Here is a 21,492-nt window from a genome sequence, read left to right as displayed (position 1 = left end):
GGGGCTACTCGTCGCCCGGCCCCTCCCGCTCCTTCTCCGCCATCCGGATCACGCACACCGCGACGGCGATCAGCAGCGAGGCGTCGGCGTCCTCGCGGACCACGTCGACGGCGTACGTCTCGCGGACCCGGTACCACTGGCGGGAGATCAGCGCGAGCAGCTCCCCGTCGTACTCGACCTTGAACTCCCGGTCCAGGATCCGCCCGCTGACATCGAGCTCGGTGCCCTCGCTGAGCGTCACCAGGTAGTGGTTGCGCAGCAGCGAGAACCGCTTCTTGCGGATCACCGCGAGCCGCCGCTCGTCGCGCTCCAGCGTCATCGCGTCGCGCAGGGCGAAGAGCTTCTCCCGCAGCGTGATGAGGATCCGCCCGTCGGGGTCCTTCAGCTCCAGGGTGTCCCGGAACCGCAGGGCCTTCCCGTCCACGAGGAAGGCGTGCCGGCCGTCCTCGTCCTCGATCCAGTAGTCGTCCCCGATGGCCAGCATTTTGTCCCGTACCAGGTATTTCACGCCCTCATCGCTGCCCGCGATAGGTTCCGGTCATGCCACTCCTCTATGTGACCGACCTGGCCTATCCGGCGCGCGGCCGCCGCTACGGCGACGAGGACGTCTTCCTCACCGCACGCCTGCGCGAGCACTTTCCCCTCGCCCTGTGCCACCCCCTGGACGCGGAGGCGCTCCTCCCGGCCTTCGACACCGTGGTCGTCCGCAACAGCGGCCCGGTCCTCCACCACCAGGAGGCCTACGACTCCTTCCGCGCGGCCGCCCTCGCCGCCGGCACCCGCGTCTACAACCCCCTGACGGGCCGGGGCGACATGGCGGGCAAGCAGTACCTGGTGGACCTGACCGCCTCCGGCCACCCGGTCATCCCCACGATCGACGACCCGGCGCACCTGTCGCTCCTCCCCGCGTCCCCCGCCTACGCGGTGAAGCCGAAACAGGGAGCGGACTCGATAGGCCTCACCTTCACCCCGCACCCGGACTGCGCCCCGGGGGAGTTCCTGATCCAGCCGCGCATCGACTTCGCGTACGAGGTGTCCTTCTACTTCGTGGACGACACCTTCCAATACGCCCTCTACGCCCCCGACCCGGCCCGCCGCTGGGAGCTGGTCCCCTACGACCCGACCCCCGCGGACCTGGCCTTCGCCCGCACCTTCATCGACTGGAACACCCTCACCCACGGCATCCAGCGCGTGGACGCCTGCCGCGCCCCCTCGGGCGACCTCCTCCTGGTGGAGCTGGAGGACCTCAACCCGTACCTCTCCCTGGACCTCCTCCCGCCCGAGGTCCAGAACACCTTCATCACTTCCCTGGTCCGCTCCCTCCAGAGCTTCGGAGCCTCTTAGGCCCCGGCTGGGCCCCGCTCAGCCCCGCGCACCGGCGGCGGCCCGCCGGGCCACGTAGCGGAGCAGGGCCCAGATCGCCCCGGCGTTGACGAGGGCGCCGACCAGGACCGCGCCGTAGAGGCCGAACTCGCCGAACACGCCGAGCTTGGAGTCGTCGAGGGACGTGTCCGGGGCCACCCAGTCCGAGGGGAGCGGGGCGGAGTCCGGCACGGACTCCACGGGCGGCTCGACCCAGGCCGACTCGTCCGGGTCGGGGATGAAGGCGCTCAGCAGGAGGAGGCTGACCGGCGCGGTGGCCAGGATCGGCAGAGCGGCGAACATCCCGACGTCCCCGGTCCGGCTGCCGATCGCGAGGTAGACCAGCATCGAGAGCACCACCGCCAGGTATCCACCGGGCACCCACATCTCGGGCTTCGACCAGCGCCGTCCCATCACGTTCCTCGTTTCCCGTTCTGTGTTCTGCGTGCGTGCCTGCTGTGCCTGCTTCGTTGTGCAGTCAGTGTCGAAGCTGCCGCGACCCGCCACATGAGTACGCCTACTCATCCTGTGCCGCCCTGCGTACCTGGTCAGAACCGTGCAGGGGGCGCCGGAGGAGGTGCGGAAGATAACGCTTGGGTCACGGTCGGGGAGGGTGTGCAGCAGTCGGGGAGCCGGCTCCGTCAGGTACGTCGGGGGAGCCAACGGGGCTTCGGGAGGGGTGCAGATGCGCAAGAGGCACGGGCCGGGTGGCCATGCGAACCGCTGACGTTCCCGCCTTCACGGCCTTCGTGCAGGCACGGTCCTCGGCACTGTTCAGGACCGCCCTGCTGATCACCGGCGAGCGGCACGTGGCCGACGACCTGGTGCAGTCCACGCTGGAGCAGGTGTGCCGGCACTGGCGCAAGGTCCGCTCCGCCGACGCACCGGAGGCCTATGCGCGCCGGATCCTGGTGAACCTCGCGAACGACCGCTGGCGCAGGCTGCGCGGACGTCCGGAGGTACCCCTGGACGAGGGCATCGGGGGCGGGCACGTCGATCCGTACAAAGGTCTCGTGGTCCGCGACGAGTTGATGCGCGAACTGCAGTCCCTGCCGGTCGGCATGCGCACCGTGCTGGTGCTGCGGTACTTCGAGGATCTCGACGACGCGGAGATCGGCCGCTTGATGAACATCTCGGCCGGCTCGGTCCGGTCCCAGGTGGCCCGGGGCCTGTCGAAGCTCCGGTCGACCGTCGGTACACAGGCACTGCGCGCGGGTTCGGAAGGGGCGGCATGAAGGACTTCGACCTGGAGGAGGAGCTGGCCGCGGCCATGCTCGACCGGGCGGCACAGGAACCGCCGCGCGGCTACGACGTGGACGGCCTCATCGGGCGGGTACGGCAGCGCAGGCGCCGCCTGCAGACGGGTGCGGCGGCGGCCGCGGCGATCGTGGCCCTGGGCGCCGGCTTCGCCGTCCAGGAGGGCCGGGACCGCACCTCGACGCCCGAACCGGCGGCGACCGCACCGGGCCCCAGCCTGCCTCCCGCCCCTTCCCAGCCCGTCAAACGGCCCCCGGTCGACCCGGCCCGGTCGACGCACACCCTGTTCCTCTCCGCCCTGCGCTACCAGAACCCGGCCACCCGCTCCCAGGTGGATCCGGCCGAGGTGGCGGCGCTGTTCGCCAACGAGCCCACCTACCGGCGGATCTGGGGCTCCGACTCGCTCGGTGTGACCTGCGGCTCCGCGGTCGACGGCGTGCTGGTGCCGGGTCAGGTCCTGCTGTACCAGGGGACCGAGCCGCTCGGCCGATACCCCTCCCTCACCTTCGACGGGACCACGGGTCTGGTGGTCGACCTGACCTGCGCGACGGGCTCCGGAGGCGGCAAGGGCGGTGACCCGACGGTGTCCGGCTTCTACGGCGGACTGGTGAAGGCCGCCAAGTCCGGTGACGCCACGGCACGGGAGACGCTCGGGAAGCAGTTCGTGAGCGCGCAGCTTCGATCCACCCAGGGCCCGGACGCCGGCACCTGCTCCTCCAACACGCCCCCCTTCTGGCTCGCCGACAACCCCTCGTCCGGAACCGTCACCCACGGATGGACCGTGGACCTCGGCGGCACCTCCGCCTTCCCCATCGAGATCGACGAGAACGAGAAGATCGCCCGATCCTGCGGCGGATGACCCGCACCGCCGGCGCCGGCTGCCGCTGAGCCGGCCGCCGGCCGCACCCTGACGGCGCGCTGCCGCATCCCGGCAGGCCCGGCCGCGTTCCCGCACGCGCCTCCACCCGCACGCGCCTCCACCCGCACGCGCCTCCACCCGCACACGCCACGGCTCGCTCCGGCATGCCCTGACGCGCCCTGACGCGCGCCGCGGGGCGATGTCCGCGTGCCCGGACATCCGAAAGCGAGTCCCCGCATGAAGCACCGGACGGCCTTGCTCCTCCCCCTGCTCATGGGCGGCGCCCTGGCGGCCCACCTCCTGGTCCCGGCCCCGGGCCTCGCCGAGTCCCGGCCTCCCCGCCCCCTGCCGATGGCGGCGACCTCGGCGGCGCCGGTCCCCAGCGCGCCGGCCCCGACGGAGGCGGCCCCCACGCCGCCGCCCCAGGCGGCCCCCGCCCCCGCGGACCCGGCGCAGGCCGTGCGCCGCGCGCTCGACGGGCTCGGGGCGCACCACGGCCGGTACGCGCTCGCCGCCCTGGACCTCACCTCGGGCCGCGCGGCAACGTACGGCCCGTCCACCGAGACCTTCACCTCGGCGAGCATCATCAAGGTCGACATCCTGGCCGCCCTGCTGCTGCAGGCCCAGGACCGCGGGGTCCCGCTCACCCCCGCCCAGCGCCGGCTGGCCTCGGACATGATCCGCTTCAGCGACAACGACGCGGCGCAGGAACTCTGGACCGCCATCGGCCGACGCCAGGGTCTGGACGCGGCCAACGCACGCCTCGGCCTCACCCCGGCACACGCCGGCCAGCGGGGCCCCTGGGGACTCACCCGGACCACGGTCGGTGACCAAATGGCGCTGCTGAAGGCCGTGTTCACACAGAACTCCCCCTTGACCGCGGCATCCAGGTCGTACGTGCGCGCCCTCATGGGCGACATCGCCGCCGACCAGAACTGGGGCGTCGGCGCAGCGGCAGCCCCCGGCGCCTCGCCCGCACTCAAGAACGGCTGGCTCCCGGCCGGGACGCCCCCGCTGTGGGCCGTCAACAGCATCGGCCTCGTCGAGCGCGCGGGCCACACGCTCCTGATCGCCGTCCTCACCGACGCCCAGCCCACCCGAGAGGCCGGCACGGCCCTCATAGAGCGCGCCGCGTCGACCGCGGCCGAGGCGCTGGTGGCGCGTACGGCCTGAGCAGGGGCTTCGTACGGGCGTGATCCCGCGTTCACGGGCGGATGGCAAGCTTGAAGCATGAACGATGCCGCCCCGGCGCCCACCCCTGCGCCCGCGCCCCGCCGACGTGCCCGTGTCCGTGCCCCCGAGCTGATCGGCAAGGGTGGCTGGCTCAACACCGGCGGCAAGGACCTGACCCTCGCCGACCTGCGAGGACGCATTACGATCCTCGATTTCTGAAAATCGACAACGGACCACCGAACTCTTCGTCACACTGAGTGTGTGCACCAAGACACGATCTGTGACCTGTACCTCCGCCTGTCTCTTGACCGGGACGGCAAGACCGCAATCGAACGGCAGGAAGCCGACTGCCGTGCCTGGGCCGAACGCAACGGACTGGCCGTCCGCAAGGTCCACATAGACAGAGGGCGCTCCGGCTACAAGACCGTTGAGCGCAAGGGCTTCGACGCCGCGCTGGCGGCCGTCACGGCGGGCGTCGTGGGCACGCTGATCGTCTGGAAACTGGACCGCCTGTCCCGCAAGGGCATCGGCCAGGTCGGCAAGGTGCTGGACGACATCGAGAAGGCCGGCGGCCGTCTCGTCTCGGTCGTGGACGGTCTCGACACCTCGAACGACTCGGCGCGCATGGTCGTGGCGATGCTGGCTGAGCTTGCCCGGTCCGAGTCGAGGAATCTCGGCACGCGTGTCGGGCACGCGAAGCGCTACCTCCGCAGCAAGGGGCAGTGGATCGGCGGTCAGCCTCCGTACGGGCTGCTCATCGACCCGCAGACCAAGAAGCTCGTCCATGACCCGGAGCACGCCGTCTACGCCCGTCTCATCGCGGATGAAGCGCTCGCCGGAACGTCGCTGGTCAAGATCGCCCGACTTCTCAACGAGTACGAGATCCTCTCGCCCAGGGGCGGGCAGTGGAACGCGGCGAGCATCATGCAGCTCCTGCGCTCCCCAGCGTTCGCCGGCCTGATGCCGGAGACCGAAACCGTCGAGACGGACGACGGCGAGCGGAAGTACACGGGCAGGGTCTTCCCGTACCGCGATCCCGAGACTCTGGACACCGTCGAGATCGGCGAGGGGATCATCACGGTCGGAGAGCGTGAACAGATCATCCGCACCCTGGAATCCAGGACGTTCGTACACGCAGGAAAGCGGCGGCCGAAGCCCGAGGGGACGGCGCTGCTCACGGGACTCGTCTACTGCGCGGTACCCGGCTGCGGTCGCCGGATGCACCGCGTGGGAGGCAGCTACCAGTGCATGGCTCGCCGCGCGGGCAACCAGTGCATCGGAGCGTCGGCGCTGGCTGAAGCGGTGGACCAGTACGTGACGGAACAGTTCCTCACGAAGCTCCCAGCGCTCGAACCGGACGACCCGTTGCTTGTCGCGATCGCAGACCGCTGGGTGCACCGCGTGGACCCGGAGACCTTCGCGAAACGTGATGCGCTTACTGCTGAGATTCAGGATGAGGAAGCCCGCCTCGCCGATCTGGAGGACGCGCGATACGTCCGCGGTGAGTTCAGCGGCCCCGCAGCCGTGGAGCGCTACAACCGGCTTGCAGAGCGCCTGAGGGGGCGCATCGAAGGGCTTGGCACCGATCTCCGCAAGCTCCCCATGCCGTCCGTGGACGTGTCACCGATGCTTGACGGCCTCATCCTGCGTGAGGCGTGGGCCGAGGCGACGAACGAAGACCGGCGCGGCCGGTTGTCACTCGCGATAGACCGGGTTGAAGTGACCAAGGGCGTGCGCGGACAGCGGATCATCCCTGAGCAACGCATCCAGATCCATTGGGCGAAGCTGGGTACCGACAGCGCCACCTGAACACCGGCGTAACCCCTCCAGCTGCCGGCAGCGGACACGCGTGACGAAGTGACGAAATGACGCTCTCCCCCGGTTACCTCTTATAGAAGTGTTGTTGGTTCCATGAGTGGATCAGAACTAATCGTCATTCCGTCGCTTCGTCACCCGGGATGTCCAAAGTTCAGGCGCAGCCCTCACCGCGACCCCGGCCCCAGCTCGGAAAATGCGCCCTGGGTGCGGCTCCGTTTTTAGACTGCCGACGCTTGCGGCCACTGGGATAAGGGCCTCTTTGAGACCTTGGGAACGCCCCCGTTTAAGGGGTCGATAGGCTGTGCGAAGGGTTGCTGGAGCCCCGGTGGCTGCCCGTGCTGGGTGGCTGTCGGGGGCTTCGTCGTACCCGCGCCGTGAACCAACAAGCTTGTCCTGACGCCCTCTTGCGCCGATCAGCCACAGGAGTGAGGCTCGTGCGCGTTCGTGCAACCGACTCGACACCTGGAGTGATCGTGAACCTAAGGTTCCTCGGCATCATCCCGAACACGCCGACCGACGAGTCCCCGACCATCTGGCTTGATGAGGAGACCGGTGACCTGCTGATCCAGTCGTACAAAGCGACGTCGGAAGAGGTGAAGGCCTGCCAGGAGATTGGCTCGATCCCCGGGCACTCCACGGACGTGCCGGACCACGAGACGATCATCAGGCTCCCTGCGGTGATGCTGAAGTACATCCCGCGCCCGGACGAGAACGGAGAAGCCGGAAGTGCAGCCGCCCGCGCGTAACGCACTGGCCCGCGCGCAGCACTCGGCCGTGCATCTTGAGTTGCGTGACAGCTACATGCTCGATGACCCGGAGTTCCTTGCCTGGCAGCAGGGCAAACGGTTGGACCCGGCTGATCGGTCGTCGTGGTGGGGCGGCTGGCATGACGCGGTGAGTGCTGCCACGGCGCGCGGAGTGGTGGTCCGCCGGGTCCGCATCGTGTCCGAGCCGATCAGTGACTACGTGCGCTATGAGTACGACTGCACCTTCACCAATCTCGCTGCGGGTGAGATGGTCCGGTGGCTGCCCCGCCGGCAGACGACGGACTTGGCGTTGCCAGGTACGGACTTCTGGGTCTTCGACGGCAGCCAAGCCCTCTTCCACCACTTCACCGGAGAGGGCCAGTTGGACGAAGACGGGCGGGAGTACACCGACGATCCTGCGCGGGTCCACCTGTGCACCATGGCGTTCGAGGCCGTCTGGCAACGCGCCATCCCGCACGAGGAGTACAAGCCGCGCTGACCGGTCACCACCATGGCTGTCTCTCCCTCTTCGAGTGCCCAGCAGGCCCGGCAGGCCCTGGCGAACCGACTCGCTGAGCTATGCCGGGACTCCGGCCTGAACGGGCGCGATCTCGCCCGGCTCTGCGGATGGCACCCGTCCAAGTCATCCCGGATCATGAACGCTCGTACGCCTCCGTCCGTCGACGACATCCGGGCTTGGTGCCACGCGTGCGGGGCCGAAGGGCAGACGGACGACCTGATCGCCTCGCTGCGGACCGTCGAAGACATGTGGACCGGCTGGCGACGCATGGAGCGCGCCGGGCTCAGGCAAGCACAGGAAGCCCGTCTGCCGCTCTTCGAGCGAACCCGCCGGTTCCGCTCCTACTCCTCGTGGTTCGTTCCGGGCCTGATCCAGACTTACGGCTACACGGAAGCCGTCTTGCGTGCCGTTCAGCGGAGACGGGTCGAGGCCGATGACGTGGCCGATGCCGTCGCCGTGCGCATGGAGCGTCAGCGCGTCCTCTACGAGGGCGACCGCCGGTTCGCGTTCCTGGTTGAGGAGTCGGTCTTGCGTAACGGTCTCGGTGGGCCGGACGTCCAAGAGGAACAGCTCAGCCACCTGCTCACGGTCGGCTCCCTGCCCAGCGTCAGCCTGGGCGTGGTGCCCACGCGGACCGATCGGTCTCGGATGCCGGTGGAAGGGTTCTGGATCTTCGACAGGGCACAGGTCAACGTCGAGCTGGTCTCCGGCTACCTCACGGTGACCCAGCCGAGCGAGGTTGCCGCGTACGCGGACACATTCACTGAGCTGGCCGAGATGGCCGTCCATGGGGCGAAGGCCCGCGCGCTGATCACCAGCGCCATTCAGACCCTCGGGTGATGACCGTGCAACCTCATGCAATCTCCTGGGAGTTGCAGCTCCACCGTTCCTAGCGTGGTCGCTACACGGACGACACGAGGAGCGGGGCCGTGAAGACGATCGCGTATGAGCAACCCCCGGTAGAGCTGCCGTTGCGCACAGACCCGGACCCTGCACCGGCGGCCGGCTGCGGAGTCTGCGCCGCTCTGGCCGTCCAGCGTCGGGAAGCCCGTCACCGGGGCGACCACTCCATGGCCAGTGATTGCAACGTAGAGCTTCGGAACCACCCTCACCCCGGGGAAGCGGCATGACCGTGAGGGCCGTGCTCCGCTACGTCAGCTACGTCATGCACCGCCACCCCTCGGCGGAGACGACGGCCACAGCGCGGTGCCTGAACCCGGACTGCCGCTGGACTGCCGCGCCGACCGGGAACGCCGACGTGTGTACGGATATGTGCATCGAGCACACGGGCCGGACCGGTCATATGACCTTCCTCCGGGAGTTCTCGGAAGTCGCCGTGGTCGAGCGCGCCCAGTGAGGGCGTCAGTCACCGACCTGGTGCTCCACGCGGTGGCGGATGTACTCGTCCGGATGGGACCGGGCTATCGCCACGGCCGCGTCCACCAGGTCGTGCAGCTCCGATGGATAAGCCGACTTCCGGAGCGGCAGGCCCGGCAGGATGCAGCGCCGGACGTCCAGGTGCTCGTTGCTCACGAACTCGGGTAGCGCGGTTTCGTACCACTCGGCCCCCACGGTTGCGGCGTCGTCGGGTTCCGCCGGACCGGTGGCTGCGGGGTGCTCCGCCCGTACGGTGGGCATGCGCAGGGGTAGAGCCGACCAGTACCAGGCATTCGCCGCGCCCGCCCGCTCGAGGTCCGTGCCGGCCCGCAGGTATCCGAGCAGCGAGGCCTGCACCCGCCTGTGCCCGAACGCGTTCAGCGCCGGCTCGAGGAAATGGCGGTTGAAGCTCGGGTCGGGGTCGTAGATGGCTGCCTTGATCAGCGTCTGGAAGGACTCCTCGGAAAGGATCAGGTCCCGGCGGCAGGCCTTGTACAGCGCCGTCCGAGCATGGTTCACCCAGGTTCGTGGATCGCCGGGCTGCGGCTCCTGAGCGACATCGAGCCCGAGGACCCGGACGACCGCCGCCACGCATCCGGCGAACACCTCCCTACGGTCCTCCACCGGCCCCGGCAGCGCCAGAAACCCCTGCACCGTCCGCGCCGTCTCGCTGGCAGTCGTCTCGTCCTCGTCCGTAGCCAACCTTCGGTTCCCCTGTCGTAGGTCCTGCCGTACGCGTGTGATCCGACGTTCATACCAGGATGGCAAGCTTGAAGGATGAACGATGCTGCCCAGGCGCCCACCCCCGCGCCCGCACCCCGCAAGCGTGCCCGTGTCCGTGCCCCAGAGCTGATCGGCAAGGGTGGCTGGCTGAACACCGGTGGGAAAGAGCTCGCCCTCGCCGACCTGCGAGGTAAGTGCGTTGTTGTAGATTTCTGGACCTTCTGCTGCGTGAACTGTCTGCACGTGCTCGACGAGCTGCGCGAGCTGGAGGAGAAGCACCGCGACACCGTCGTGATCGTCGGCGTGCACTCGCCGAAGTTCGTGCACGAGGCCGAGCACGCGGCCGTCGTCGACGCCGTCGAGCGGTACGGGGTGCACCACCCCGTGCTCGACGATCCGGAGCTCGCGACCTGGAAGCAGTACGCCGTCCGCGCCTGGCCCACGCTCGTGGTGATCGACCCCGAGGGGTACGTCGTCGCGCAGCACGCCGGGGAGGGGCACGCGCACGCCATCGCGAAGCTCGTGGAGGAGCTGGAGGCCGAGCACGAGGCCAAGGGGACGCTGCGGCGCGGGGACGGGCCGTACGTGGCGCCCGAGCCGGTGGCGGGTGACCTGCGGTTCCCCGGGAAGGCGCTCGTGCTGCCCTCCGGGAACCTGCTCGTCTCCGACACGACCCGGCACCAGCTGGTGGAGCTGGCCCCCGACGGGGAGAGCGTCGTACGGCGCATCGGCGGCGGGGAGCGCGGCTTCGGGCCGGACGCCTTCAGCGAGCCGCAGGGGCTCGCCCTCCTCCCCGACGGGTCCGTGGTCATCGCCGACACCGTCAATCACGCGCTGCGGCGCTTCGACCCCGCGACCGGGGCCGTGGAGACCGTCGCCGGGACCGGGCGGCAGTGGTGGCAGGGGTCCCCGACCTCCGGGCCGGCCCTCGACGTCGACCTGTCCTCGCCGTGGGACGTGGCCTGGTGGCAGGGCCGGGTGTGGATCGCCATGGCGGGCGTCCACCAGCTGTGGACCTGGGACCCGGAGGGCGGCACCGTCGCCGTGGCCGCCGGAACGACCAACGAGGGCCTGCACGACGGGCCGGCCGCCGAGGCCTGGTTCGCCCAGCCGTCCGGGCTCGCGGCCACGGAGGAGCGGCTGTGGATCGCCGACTCCGAGACGAGCGCGCTGAGGTACGTCGAGCGGGAGGGTGACGGCTACGCGATCCGTACCGCCGTCGGCTCCGGCCTCTTCGACTTCGGCCACCGGGACGGCGACGCCGCGCAGGCGCTGCTCCAGCACCCGCTCGGCGTCACCGCGCTGCCCGACGGCTCGGTCGCGGTGTGCGACACGTACAACCACGCCCTGCGCCGCTACGACCCGGCGACCGGGCAGGTCACCACCCTGGCCACCGATCTGCGCGAGCCCAGCGACGCCGTGCTCGTCGGCGACGACATCGTGGTGGTGGAGTCGGCCCGGCACCGGCTGACCCGGCTGCGCCTCCCGGAGGAGGCCGTACGGGTCGACGCGGTCGCCCACCGCACCCAGCGGGCCGCCACCGAGGTGGCCCCCGGCACGCTCCGCCTCGACATCGTCTTCCAGGCCCCGAGCGGCCAGAAGCTCGACACCCGCTACGGCCCCTCGACCCGCCTCCTGGTTTCCTCGACCCCGCCCGAGCTCCTGACCGCGGGCGACGGCCCCGGCACGGACCTCTTCCGGGAGCTCGCGCTGAACCCGGACCTGACCGGGGGCGTCCTGCACGTCTCCGCGATGGCCGCGTCCTGCGACGACGACCCGGAGAACGAGTACCCGGCCTGCCACGTCCACCAGCAGGACTGGGGAGTTCCGGTCCTGGTCACCGCCGACGGCGCGACCCGCCTGCCGCTGGTCCTGGCCGGCCTCGACGCGTAGACGATGCGCCAATAGGTTGATCACATAGCGAGGTGCTCAAGGTGGTGGATCTGGAGGCCGATGCTGCCGAGGGAATGGAATTCCCTTCCGGAACGTCACGCGTTCCGGGTTCTCAAGGAGCTGCACATGAGCCCTGAGCACGGGCATCGGTCGACGACGCTGGGTCCACTTCCCGGAAGGAACACATGGGTGACGGGCGGCGCGATGTCGTCGCTCGTCCTCGTATTGCTGGGATTCGGCAGCCCCGCGCTCGCGACTGCCCAGTACCAGCCGACGGTCGCGGTGAGCCGGGCCAACCCTGAGCCCGGTGACTGCAAGCCGTGGGACTACACATGCCACGAGGGTGACGGGAACGCCGCGATCGGCCCGACGGGGCCGACGGGTCCTCCCGGCGCGACCGGCGCGACCGGGGCGACCGGGACGACGGGACCTACAGGCGCCACGGGACCGACCGGGCCCATGGGAACGGACGGCGCCATCGGCGCTACTGGGGCGACCGGCGCTACTGGGGCGACGGGCGCGACGGGCGCGACGGGCGCGACGGGCGCAACGGGCGCAACGGGCGCAACGGGCGCAACGGGGGCGACGGGCGCAACGGGTGCAACAGGGGCGACGGGTGCAACGGGCGCTACCGGGGCGACCGGCGCAACCGGGACCGTCACCATCACACCGGTGGAAGGACCGGGAACCACAGTCGTCGCAAACGGGCCACCTGCTTTTGACATCGCAGTCTGTCCACCCGGCCAAAAGGCGATCTCCGGCGGATTCCGCGGCGCCACCTTCCTCTACCCGATCGCCTCTTTCCAGACCAGCACCAATGCCCCGGGTGACAGCTGGTACGTCGGGTTCCAGAACGTCAACGTAGCCAATGACTTCACCGCGAACGCCATTGCCTATTGCTCACCGTGATGGCATTCCGGCCCGCCCGGCCGGAGCCCGCGCCGCCCGCCGGAACCCGCAGGACCGGCGGGCGGCGCGCGGCGCGGCCGTACGGCCTCAGTTCTCCAGGAACGCCAGCATGACGTTGGCCAGGAGGTACGGGTCGTCCGCGCCGCACAGTTCGCGGGCGCTGTGCATCGAGAGGATGGCCACGCCGATGTCGACCGTCTGGATGCCGTGGCGGGCCGCGGTGATCGGGCCGATCGTCGTGCCGCACGGCATCGAGTTGTTGGAGACGAAGGTCTGCCACGGGACGCCGGCGCGCTCGCAGGCGGCCACGAACACCGCGCGGCCGCTTCCGTCGGTCGCGTAGCGCTGGTTGACGTTGACCTTCAGGATCGGGCCGCCGTTGGCGCGCGGGTGGTGCGAGGGGTCGTGCCGTTCCGCGTAGTTGGGGTGCACGGCGTGGCCGGTGTCCGAGGAGAGGCAGATCGCGCCGGCGAAGGCCCGCGCGCGGTCCTCGTAGGTGCCGCCGCGGGAGAAGACTGAACGTTCCAGCACGTTGCCCAGGAGCGGGCCGTCCGCGCCGGTGTCCGACTGCGAGCCGTTCTCCTCGTGGTCGAAGGCGGCCAGGACGGGGATGTGGTCGAGGGTGCCGGTCGTGGAGGCCGCCACCAGCGCCGCGACGCCCGCGTGGACGGAGAGCAGGTTGTCCATGCGCGGGCCCGCGAGGAGCTCGCGGTCGCGGCCCAGGTAGGCCGGGGGCTCGATCGAATGGACCATCAGGTCCCATCCGGCGACGGAGCCGCGCTCCAGCTCCTCCTCGTCCTCCAGGAAGGCGATCAGGTCGCCCTCGTGGACGTCACCGAGGCCCCAGATCGGCTGCATGTGCCGCTGCTTGTCCAGCTTGAGCCCGTCGGTGTTCACCGACCGGTCGAGGTGCACGGCGAGTTGGGGTACGCGCATCAGCGCACGGTCGACGTTGACGAGCCGTTCGGTGCCGTCGAGGAGGGTGAGGCGTCCGGCCAGGCCCAGGTCGCGGTCGAGCCAGGTGTTGAGCAGGGTGCCGCCGTAGATCTCCACGGCGATCTGCCGCCAGCCCTGGGCGCCGGTGTCGGGCAGCGGCTTGACCCGGAGGTTGGGGGAGTCGGTGTGCGCGCCGATGATCCGGAACGGGGTGTGCGCGGCCGCGCCTTCGGGCACGTACCAGGCGATGATCGCGCCCCCGCGGAGTACGAACTTGCCTCCCGTGCTCGCGTCCCACGCGTCGGTCTCGGCCAACTGCCTGAATCCGGCCTTCTCCAGCCGCTCGGCCGCGTTGGCCACGGCGTGGTACTGCGACGGACTCGCCGCCAGGAAGGTCATCAGGTCGTCGGTGTGGCCGCGGTCGAAGCGGGCGGCGGCGGGAGAGCTCATGTGGGTCACCTTAACGACGGTCGTGTTCGTCATGGCCGGACTGCGGCGGATAGCCGGAGGAAGGGGCCGCGGGGGTGTGGTCCGGGCCCCGGGCTGTGTCAGCCCGGCGGACGGTCGAAGCGGCGCTGCAACTGCCTGCGCTCGCCCCGGCGGATGCGCGGGAGCATTTCCGGGGTCTGCGCGGAGCGCTGCGCGCGCCTCTTGCGTCCGGCGCAGAAGATACAGGCCTCACCGGGAGGGGCGTCGGGATCGATGGGTGCGCCGGGGTGTTCGGAGCAGCCGGAGGCGTTGCGCGGCCGGGACAGCTCGCGGGCCACGATGAAGGCCCGGTGCAGGTCGTCGGCCATCGCCACGAAGTCGTCGGGGGGCGAGGACAGGCTCAGGTGGAAGCGCCGCTCCTCGACCGTGCGCAGGCGGGCCTGGAGGGCCTGGAGCGTGTACGGAGGATCGGGCACGGGATAGCCGAGCCGTCGCTGCTCCCCGGCGGGCGGGGCGGCGGCGGACGCGGCGCGGACGCCCCGCCCGCGCAGTCCGAGGCGGCGCCGGTCGTTGCAGATCAGGCAGCGTCCCCAGCCGTCGGGCGCCTCGGGGTCGAGGGCGCCGTTGGGGTGCTCCGGGCAGCCGGTGTAGCTCTTGGCGGGGGCGAGCCCGGCGGCGGTCTGGAAGGCGGTGTAGAGGGCGTCGGCCACCGATTCGTACTCGGTGGGGTGGGCGCCCTCGTAGAGCTCCTTGAGGTGGTCTCCGAGGCTGCCCACGGCGGACTGCAGCTCCTTGAGGGCATAGGGCCGCCCGGTCGGGACCGAGTACCCCCTGCTGCCGCGCTGCTGCTCCTGTGGACTCATACCCACGAGCGTCCCACGAACGACCGACATCCCGGGAACCCCGCAGCCCACAGGCGGTACGGGGCTGCGCGGGGGAGCCGGAACCGCAGGCACGCCGACGGCCGGGCCCCCGTGCGGAGGACCCGGCCGACTGCGCGTACGTACACCGCGTACAGCTGGGGTGAGGAGCGGACGGGGCCTAGAAGGCGGCCTCGTCGAGCTCCATCAGGGTGTTGTCGACGGACTCGGCGAGCGCGCGGGCCACCGCGACGCCCGGGAGGACCTCGCCGGCGAAGAACTTCGCCGCCGCGATCTTGCCGGTGTAGAACGGCACGTCCTTGGCGGAGGCGGCCGGCAGCTTCTCGGCGGCGACGGCCGCGCCCTTGAGGAGCAGGTAGCCGACGACCACGTCACCGGAGGCCATCAGCAGCCGGGTGGTGTTCTGGCCGACCTTGTAGATGTTCTTGACGTCCTCGCCGGTGGCGGTGAGGTCGACGACCATCTGGCCGACGATGGCCTCCAGGTCGACGGCCGCCTTGGCGAGCGCGTCGCGGGCCGGGGCCAGCTCCTCGCCGCCCTCGCCCTCGGCCAGGAACTTCTTGATCGTCTCGGTGAGGACGTTCAGCGCGGCACCCTGGTCGCGGACGATCTTCCGGAAGAAGAAGTCCTGGCCCTGGATCGCCGTGGTGCCCTCGTAGAGGGTGTCGATCTTGGCGTCGCGGATGTACTGCTCGATCGGGTATTCCTGCAGGTAGCCCGAGCCGCCGAAGGTCTGGAGCGACTGCGCGAGCTGCTCGTAGGACTTCTCGGAGCCGTAGCCCTTCACGATCGGCAGGAGCAGGTCGTTGAGGCCCACGAGGGACGCGGTGTCCTCGCCGGCGGCCTGCTTGACCTGGATCTCGTCCTGGACGGAGGCGGTGTACAGGACCAGGGCGCGCATGCCCTCGGCGTACGCCTTCTGCGTCATGAGCGAGCGGCGCACGTCGGGGTGGTGCGTGATGGTGACCTTGGGGGCCGTCTTGTCCATGAAGTTGGCCAGGTCCGGACCCTGCACGCGCTCCTTGGCGTACTCCAGGGCGTTCAGGTAACCGGTCGACAGGGTCGCGATGGCCTTCGTGCCGACCATCATGCGGGCGAACTCGATGATCATGAACATCTGGCGGATGCCGTCGTGCTTGTCACCGATCAGCCAGCCCTTGGCGGGGTGCTGGTCGCCGAAGGTCATCTCGCACGTGTTGGAGGCCTTGAGGCCCATCTTGTGCTCGACGTTCGTCGCGTAGACGCCGTTGCGCTCGCCCAGCTCGCCGGTCTCCCAGTCGAAGTGGAACTTCGGGACCAGGAAGAGCGAGAGGCCCTTCGTGCCCGCGCCGTGGCCCTCGGGGCGCGCGAGGACGTAGTGGAGGATGTTCTCCTCCATGTCGTGCTCGCCCGAGGTGATGAAGCGCTTCACGCCCTCGATGTGCCAGGAGCCGTCGTCCTGCTGGACCGCCTTGGTGCGGCCGGCGCCGACGTCCGAACCGGCGTCCGGCTCGGTGAGGACCATGGTGGAGCCCCAGCGCTTCTCGACCGCGAGCGCGGCGATCTTCTTCTGGACCTCGTTGCCCTCTTCGAAGAGGACGCCGGCGAACGCCGGGCCGGAGGAGTACATCCACACGGCCGGGTTCGCGCCCAGGATCGTCTCGGCGAAGGCCCAGATCAGGGAGCGGGGCGAGGTGGTGCCACCGATCTCCTCGGGCAGGCCCAGGCGCCAGTACTCGGAGTCCATGAAGGCCTTGTAGCTCTTCTTGAAGGACGCCGGGACGGGCGCGGTGTTCGTCGTCGGGTCGAAGACCGGCGGGTTGCGGTCGGCGTCCTCGAAGGAGGCGGCCAGCTCGTTCTCGGCGAGCTTGGCTATCTCGCTGATGATCGTCTTGGCGGTCTCGGTGTCCATCTCACCGAACGGGCCAGTGCCGTACACGTTGTCGCGGCCGAGTACCTCGAAGAGGTTGAACTCGATGTCGCGGAGATTCGACTTGTAGTGCCCCATGGCGACGGCTCCGTTAAGGCTCGGTGAGAGTGGTTCCTCGTGCATACCAATCGGTAACGTAATGATGCTACCCACCGGTAATAAGAGCAACCCTTCCGTGGCGACTGTGACCAGGGCCCCATTGCAGCGCCACCTCGTCGAGCGGGGCTGGACCCCGCCCGGATTCGCCCCCGCCGTACGGACCCGCCGCCGTCCGGGGGTGACCGCCCTACGGGGCGTGCGCGCCGATCGGGACCACCGGCTCCGACTCCGGCTCCGGCTGCGGCTCCGGCTCGGCTCCGGCTCCGGGAAGGCCAGCCGCGGTGAGCCGCCCGCCCACCACACGCCGATCGCGAACGCGGCCGTGGCCTCCAGATACGTCGCCCGGTCCAGCCCGCCCGCCGGCATCGGGCTGCAGCCCATCCCGGTGACCAGCGACGCGACGCGCTCGGCCGCCCCGGCGTCGTCGGTGCAGTACGGCACCGCGGGCGGGGTGGCGCCGAGCGCCCCGACCGGCAGGTCCCACGTGCTCACGTGGAGCAGGTTGAAGGCCTTCACCACGTGAGCCCCGGGCGCCGCCGCCTGGATGAGGGCGGCCACGCTCCGCCCGGCACCGGTCGTCAGCATCACTCCGCCCGGCCCGGGGGCCAGCGGGTTCGTGCAGTCCACGACCGTCCGCCCGGCCAGCGCCGCCGCGTGCTCCGCCGCCAGCGCCGGAGCCGCCCCGGCCGGTACGGCGAGGAGCACCAGCTCCCCGTACTCCGCCGCCCGCGCCGGGCTCCCGTGCCCGGCTGCGCCGATCCGCCCGGCGAGCGCCGTGGCGGCCGCCCCGTCGCGCCCGCCGACGAACACCTCGTGCCCGGCCCGCACCCAGGCCCCGCCCAGGGCCTCCGCCATGGCTCCCGTTCCCAGTACGCCGATCCGCATGGCCGCCACCTCTCTCCGTCGTTGCTGTGGTTCTCCGGTGGCCGAAGCTACGGAGGGCGATGCACACCGACCGGTGTCCATCGGCGGAGGCAGGATGGGGCGCATGGAGAAGCTGCCCGAACCGGCCGCGGGGCTGCCGGACCTCACGTACACGGCGGACTGCCGGGCGCGCGTCGCCTTCGAGGTGCTGGCGAACCGCTGGGACAGCGTCGTGGTCTTCACGCTCGGCGCGGCGGGCCGGCCGATGCGGCCGAGGGCGCTGGTCGCGCGGATCGGCGGGATCAGCCCGAAGGCGCTGAACGAGGCGCTGCGGCGGCTGGAGCGCAACGGCCTCGTGGAGCGCCGGGCGTACGCCGAGGCCCCGCCGCGGGTGGACTACGCCCTGACCGCGGCCGGTACGGCCCTGCTCACGCCGATGCGGGCGATGGGGACCTGGGCCGCGCAGTACGCGGACGACGTGCTCGACGCGCAGGACCGGTACGAGGCCCGCTGACGCGGGGCCGCCTACGGCTGCGGGATCTCGGCCCAGACGGTTTTGCTCCCGGGTCCCCGGATGACGCCCCATTGCAGCGCCAGCGCGTCGAGCAGGGCTAGACCCCGCCCGGACTCCCGGTCTTCCGTGACTTCCCGCAGTACGGGCCATGCGTGCGGGTCGGGGTCGGTGAGCTCGACCCGGGTACGGGTTGCCCTTCCGGTGACCCTGAGCGTGACCGGCGTGCCTTCGCCGAGGTGGGTGAGGGCGTTGGTGAGCAGCTCGCTGGCGCAGAGCTCGGCGTCGTGGCTGCGGGTGTGCTCGCGCACGGCGTGCCGGGCCAAGGGGACGGCCCCGGGGGTGGTGAGCAGCCGCAGTACGAGGGTCACCGCGTGCCCAGGGCGTCGGCGAGGCGCTGCGCGGTGGCGGGGTTGCAGTTGCCGAGGGCGATGAGGGGTGGGCTGGCGTACCGCCCGGCGTAGGAGAGGAGGTGCAGGTCGAGGGAGGGGAGCGTGATCCCGTGCACGGAGAGTGCGGAGCGGAGGTTCTCCAGGGCCTGGGTCGCCTCGTGGTCGTGGGGGTGGTCGCTCATGGCCGAATCCTTCGAAGCAGGGAGTGACGAACTGCTCACAGGCTGGCGTGGCCCGGCGTAGCGTGGGAAGGGATTTCCGTCCACAGCGCGAAGTGTGGAAAGCAGGCTCTGACGGTGGGTACGAGCAAGGACATTGACGGCTCGGCGAGCGTGCCGGCCTTCTACGGCAAGGAGTTGCGCTGGCGCCGGGAGGCTGCGGGGCTCACGCTTCAGCAGACCGTCGACGGCAGCTTCTACGGGGCCAGTTACTTGAGCGAGATCGAGCGGGCGCAGCGGCGGATGCCCGAGGATCTCGCGCGGCACGTTGACCAGGTACTGAAGGCCGACGGCTTCTTCGAGCGACGCTGCGAGGATGTACGGAGGGCCAAGCGAGGCGCACACGCCGAGTACTTCGCCCCGGTCGCGGAGGCAGAGAAGCGTGCGCGGGCGATCGCGGAGTGGAGCAACGCGCTCATCCCCGGCCTGCTCCAGACGGAGCAGTATGCGCGGGCGGTCATCCATTCCACGCATCCCCTGGACCTGCCGGAAGAGGTGGAGGCGAAGATCCACGCCCGGATGCAGAGGGCCGCCCTGTTCGAGGATCCGAAGAGGCCGGAGTACTGGACGATCCTGCACGAATGCCTGGTGCGGCAGCCTCTGCTGCCCCCAGGCGAGATGGCTGATCAGCTCGACCGTATCGCCGCCTTGGCGCGCCGTCGCCGCATCGTTCCACAGGTCCTGCTGTGGAACTCCGCCGTCCAGCCCTTCCTGGGGCTTCCGCTCATGTTCATGGAGTTCGATGACGAGCCGCCGCTCGCCTATACGGAGGGCTCGTTCCACGGCGAGATCGTGGAAGATCCGGCCCTCGTGAAGCGGTATCGCACGTCATACGATCGCCTCAGGGCCGCCGCATTGCCGCCGGAGGCCTCTCTGGCCATGATCGAGCAAGCTGCTGAGGAGTACAGAAATGGCAAGCAACGGGACTGAGTTCGGTGCCGCGATCTGGCGCAAGAGCAGCTATAGCAGCGGTGACGGCGGCAACTGCGTCGAGGTGGCCGACGGGCTGACCGGCCTCGTCCCCGTGCGGGACTCCAAGGTCGAGGGCGGACCCGTCCTCGTGATCGGGGCCACCGCGTGGACGGGGTTCGTCACGGGGCTGAAGTCCCACTGACCGGAACTCGTCGTCCCGGCGGGCCACGCCCTCGGTAGGCTTCGGGCCATGTACGGCTATGACCAGAACGTGAGCGCGGGGCAGCAGGGCTACGCCCAGCCCCAGCAGGGCTACGCGCAGCAGCCTCAGCAGCCGCTGTACCCCGAGCCCTCGCCGCCCTCCCTCGCGGACGCGGTACGCGCCTTCACGACCGGGTCGCTGTCCGCCGAGGACTTCCAGCAGATCTTCGCCTCCTCGAAGGTCTACTGCCCGCGCGGCGACACCCCGGGCTTCCTCGCGCTGCACAACACGCAGCAGCCGGTCATCCCCATGTTCACCACGCTCAAGGAGCTGCGCCGGTACGCCGGCAAGGAGTCCAAGTACTTCGTGATCACCGGCGCCGAGGTGATCGACCTGCTGCCCACCGGCTACGGCTTCGTGCTCGACATGGAGGGCGACCACCGGATGGTCTTCGACGCGAAGGCGGTCGAGCAGATGGTCGACTTCGCCATGCGCCGCATGTACGGCTAAACACCGAGAGCCGGGCCGGGGGGAGCTGCCATGCTGCGCGTGCACTTCGAGGCCGAGGACCTGCTCAACGTCACCTTCGCGAGCGAGCCGCTGCCCCTGGTGGAGCTGGCCCTCGCGCTCGTAGCCGCCCAGCGCACGGACGAGCAGGCGGTTTTCGGCCGTTGGCGGAGCCTTGCCGCGCGGGAGCTGCCGGGGCGGGTGCGGCCGCTTTTCGACCTTCTGCGCCCCGACGGCGACAACCCCCACTTCGTGGAGCCGTACGCACGGAGCCTCGAGGAGGGCCTCACCGTCATCCGGGACCGGGTGCCCTTCCTGACCCCGGAGGGGCTGGCCCGCGCCGCCACCCGTGCGCCCGGGTCCCCGTCCTGGCTGCGCGCCCTGTGGGGGCAGGACCGGGAGGCCTGGGATCAGCTCGACTCCGCGATCCGGTCCGCGTACGACGTGCTCATCGCCCCGCAGTGGCCGCGGATCCGGCAGTCCTTCCAGGCGGACGTGGCCTGGCGGACCCGGCTGCTGGCCGCGCACGGGATCAAGGCCTGCCTGGCCAGCACCCACCAGGCCGCCGACTGGTCGGGCCTGGTCTTCGAGGTGGACCGGCCGCCGGACTACGAGGTCCGGCTCGGCGGGCGCGGGCTGGTGCTGATGCCCTCGCCGTTCTGGACGGGCCGCCCGCTGCTGGACGACCACCCGGACGGGACGTACGTACTCCTCTACCCGGCGCTGACCCCTCTGCCGCTGGTCTCCCCGGACCGGGCGGAAGGCGCGCTGGACGCGCTGCTGGGGCGGACCCGGGCGGCGGTGCTCCAGTTGCTGATCGAGCGGCGGACCACCTCCGAGCTGGCCCGCGACCTCGACATCAGCCTTCCGTCGGTCTCGGAGCACACCCGCACCCTGCGTGCGGCGGGCCTGATCACCACGGCCCGGGACGGGAAGGCGGTCCTGCACTCCGCGACGGCGCTGGGCGTGGACCTCCTCCACAGCGGCGGCTGACC

The 21,492-nt window shown here is 70.5% G+C and carries 25 protein-coding genes and 1 pseudogene; 17 read left to right on the top strand and 9 right to left on the bottom strand.

What is annotated here, in order from left to right; translation table 11 throughout:
- Positions 1-4: 4 nt before the first annotated feature.
- The gene (locus tag ACE1OC_RS19935; protein WP_407838144.1) at positions 5-508 is read right to left on the bottom strand and encodes an LURP-one-related/scramblase family protein; all 504 of its coding nucleotides are present in this window, start codon (positions 506-508) and stop codon (positions 5-7) included.
- A gap of 32 nt (positions 509-540) precedes the next feature.
- Here ACE1OC_RS19935 and ACE1OC_RS19930 point away from each other — a divergent pair, with 32 nt between their 5' ends.
- The gene (locus ACE1OC_RS19930; protein ID WP_407838143.1) at positions 541-1,344 is read left to right on the top strand and encodes a hypothetical protein; all 804 of its coding nucleotides are present in this window, start codon (positions 541-543) and stop codon (positions 1,342-1,344) included.
- Positions 1,345-1,362: 18 nt separating this feature from the next.
- On the opposite strand, the gene ACE1OC_RS19925 is transcribed toward ACE1OC_RS19930, so the two are convergent.
- Entirely contained in the window at positions 1,363-1,776 is a 414-nt protein-coding gene (locus ACE1OC_RS19925) for a hypothetical protein (RefSeq protein ID WP_407838142.1), read from the bottom strand.
- Between the two features lie 299 nt (positions 1,777-2,075).
- Here ACE1OC_RS19925 and ACE1OC_RS19920 point away from each other — a divergent pair, with 299 nt between their 5' ends.
- The 9 genes from ACE1OC_RS19920 to ACE1OC_RS19880 all read left to right on the top strand — a co-directional run bounded on the left by ACE1OC_RS19920 (position 2,076) and on the right by ACE1OC_RS19880 (position 9,092).
- A complete protein-coding gene (locus ACE1OC_RS19920) occupies positions 2,076-2,597 on the top strand; it encodes a SigE family RNA polymerase sigma factor (protein ID WP_407838141.1) in 522 nt (173 codons plus the stop codon).
- Positions 2,594-3,478, top strand: coding sequence for a hypothetical protein (locus tag ACE1OC_RS19915; protein WP_407838140.1), 885 nt, complete (start codon positions 2,594-2,596; stop codon positions 3,476-3,478). The genes ACE1OC_RS19920 and ACE1OC_RS19915 overlap by 4 nt, the downstream gene beginning before the upstream one ends.
- Before the next feature lie 237 nt (positions 3,479-3,715).
- The gene (locus ACE1OC_RS19910; RefSeq protein WP_407838139.1) at positions 3,716-4,651 is read left to right on the top strand and encodes a serine hydrolase; all 936 of its coding nucleotides are present in this window, start codon (positions 3,716-3,718) and stop codon (positions 4,649-4,651) included.
- 57 nt (positions 4,652-4,708) lie between these two features.
- A complete protein-coding gene (locus ACE1OC_RS19905; RefSeq protein ID WP_407841854.1) occupies positions 4,709-4,870 on the top strand; it encodes a hypothetical protein in 162 nt (53 codons plus the stop codon).
- A gap of 42 nt (positions 4,871-4,912) precedes the next feature.
- Positions 4,913-6,460, top strand: coding sequence for a recombinase family protein (locus tag ACE1OC_RS19900; protein WP_407838138.1), 1,548 nt, complete (start codon positions 4,913-4,915; stop codon positions 6,458-6,460).
- 482 nt (positions 6,461-6,942) lie between these two features.
- Positions 6,943-7,215, top strand: a complete 273-nt coding sequence (locus ACE1OC_RS19895; RefSeq protein ID WP_407841620.1) for a hypothetical protein — start codon at positions 6,943-6,945, stop codon at positions 7,213-7,215.
- Positions 7,196-7,714, top strand: a complete 519-nt coding sequence (locus ACE1OC_RS19890; RefSeq protein WP_407838137.1) for a DUF6879 family protein — start codon at positions 7,196-7,198, stop codon at positions 7,712-7,714. The genes ACE1OC_RS19895 and ACE1OC_RS19890 overlap by 20 nt, the downstream gene beginning before the upstream one ends.
- 12 nt (positions 7,715-7,726) lie before the next feature.
- Positions 7,727-8,575, top strand: coding sequence for a helix-turn-helix domain-containing protein (locus tag ACE1OC_RS19885; RefSeq protein ID WP_407838136.1), 849 nt, complete (start codon positions 7,727-7,729; stop codon positions 8,573-8,575).
- A gap of 286 nt (positions 8,576-8,861) precedes the next feature.
- A complete protein-coding gene (locus tag ACE1OC_RS19880; protein WP_327362148.1) occupies positions 8,862-9,092 on the top strand; it encodes a hypothetical protein in 231 nt (76 codons plus the stop codon).
- A gap of 5 nt (positions 9,093-9,097) precedes the next feature.
- Here ACE1OC_RS19880 and ACE1OC_RS19875 read toward each other — a convergent pair whose 3' ends face one another.
- A complete protein-coding gene (locus tag ACE1OC_RS19875; protein WP_407838135.1) occupies positions 9,098-9,814 on the bottom strand; it encodes a hypothetical protein in 717 nt (238 codons plus the stop codon).
- A gap of 75 nt (positions 9,815-9,889) precedes the next feature.
- On the opposite strand from ACE1OC_RS19875, the gene ACE1OC_RS19870 reads away from it, so the two are divergent.
- Positions 9,890-11,728 (top strand): NHL domain-containing thioredoxin family protein, encoded by a 1,839-nt coding sequence (locus ACE1OC_RS19870; protein WP_407838134.1) that lies wholly within the window; start codon positions 9,890-9,892, stop codon positions 11,726-11,728.
- 126 nt (positions 11,729-11,854) lie between these two features.
- A complete protein-coding gene (locus ACE1OC_RS19865; protein WP_407838133.1) occupies positions 11,855-12,637 on the top strand; it encodes a hypothetical protein in 783 nt (260 codons plus the stop codon).
- 87 nt (positions 12,638-12,724) lie between these two features.
- Here the strand turns inward: ACE1OC_RS19865 and ACE1OC_RS19860 are convergent, their stop codons facing one another.
- The 4 genes and pseudogenes from ACE1OC_RS19860 to ACE1OC_RS19845 all read right to left on the bottom strand — a co-directional run.
- Complete coding sequence (locus ACE1OC_RS19860) at positions 12,725-14,023, bottom strand: M18 family aminopeptidase (protein ID WP_407838132.1); 1,299 nt, start codon at positions 14,021-14,023, stop codon at positions 12,725-12,727.
- Positions 14,024-14,121: 98 nt separating this feature from the next.
- Complete coding sequence (locus ACE1OC_RS19855; protein ID WP_407838131.1) at positions 14,122-14,865, bottom strand: hypothetical protein; 744 nt, start codon at positions 14,863-14,865, stop codon at positions 14,122-14,124.
- Between the two features lie 178 nt (positions 14,866-15,043).
- On the bottom strand, positions 15,044-16,870 hold the full coding sequence (locus ACE1OC_RS19850; RefSeq protein WP_407841619.1) for an acyl-CoA dehydrogenase: 1,827 nt from the start codon (positions 16,868-16,870) through the stop codon (positions 15,044-15,046).
- Positions 16,871-17,512: 642 nt separating this feature from the next.
- A pseudogene (locus ACE1OC_RS19845) lies at positions 17,513-17,776 on the bottom strand (NAD(P)-binding domain-containing protein); the annotation flags it as partial.
- 103 nt (positions 17,777-17,879) lie between these two features.
- Between ACE1OC_RS19845 and ACE1OC_RS19840 the strand changes: the two are divergent.
- Positions 17,880-18,269, top strand: coding sequence for a winged helix-turn-helix transcriptional regulator (locus ACE1OC_RS19840; protein WP_407838130.1), 390 nt, complete (start codon positions 17,880-17,882; stop codon positions 18,267-18,269).
- A gap of 11 nt (positions 18,270-18,280) precedes the next feature.
- Here ACE1OC_RS19840 and ACE1OC_RS19835 read toward each other — a convergent pair whose 3' ends face one another.
- Together ACE1OC_RS19835 and ACE1OC_RS19830 are read right to left on the bottom strand one after the other, a co-directional pair.
- Complete coding sequence (locus tag ACE1OC_RS19835) at positions 18,281-18,637, bottom strand: ATP-binding protein (protein ID WP_407838129.1); 357 nt, start codon at positions 18,635-18,637, stop codon at positions 18,281-18,283.
- The gene (locus tag ACE1OC_RS19830; RefSeq protein ID WP_407838128.1) at positions 18,634-18,840 is read right to left on the bottom strand and encodes a hypothetical protein; all 207 of its coding nucleotides are present in this window, start codon (positions 18,838-18,840) and stop codon (positions 18,634-18,636) included. Before ACE1OC_RS19830 ends, ACE1OC_RS19835 begins: the two co-directional genes overlap by 4 nt.
- Before the next feature lie 114 nt (positions 18,841-18,954).
- Between ACE1OC_RS19830 and ACE1OC_RS19825 the strand changes: the two genes are divergently transcribed.
- Genes ACE1OC_RS19825 through ACE1OC_RS19810 form a run of 4 tightly spaced genes read left to right on the top strand, consistent with a single transcriptional unit; the run spans position 18,955 to position 21,490 of the window.
- Positions 18,955-19,806, top strand: coding sequence for a helix-turn-helix domain-containing protein (locus tag ACE1OC_RS19825; protein ID WP_407838127.1), 852 nt, complete (start codon positions 18,955-18,957; stop codon positions 19,804-19,806).
- Entirely contained in the window at positions 19,787-19,990 is a 204-nt protein-coding gene (locus ACE1OC_RS19820; protein ID WP_407838126.1) for a DUF397 domain-containing protein, read from the top strand. The genes ACE1OC_RS19825 and ACE1OC_RS19820 overlap by 20 nt, the downstream gene beginning before the upstream one ends.
- 48 nt (positions 19,991-20,038) lie before the next feature.
- Positions 20,039-20,500, top strand: coding sequence for an SseB family protein (locus ACE1OC_RS19815; RefSeq protein ID WP_250738814.1), 462 nt, complete (start codon positions 20,039-20,041; stop codon positions 20,498-20,500).
- A 30-nt stretch (positions 20,501-20,530) separates the two neighbouring features.
- A complete protein-coding gene (locus ACE1OC_RS19810; RefSeq protein ID WP_407838125.1) occupies positions 20,531-21,490 on the top strand; it encodes an ArsR/SmtB family transcription factor in 960 nt (319 codons plus the stop codon).
- Positions 21,491-21,492 lie beyond the last annotated feature (2 nt).

The organism is Streptomyces stoeckheimensis (assembly GCF_045822005.1).
GTDB classification, from domain to species: Bacteria; Actinomycetota; Actinomycetes; order Streptomycetales; family Streptomycetaceae; genus Streptomyces; species Streptomyces stoeckheimensis.
Note: the sequence above shows the minus strand (reverse complement) of the source record. Positions and strands in the feature narration are given on the sequence as shown.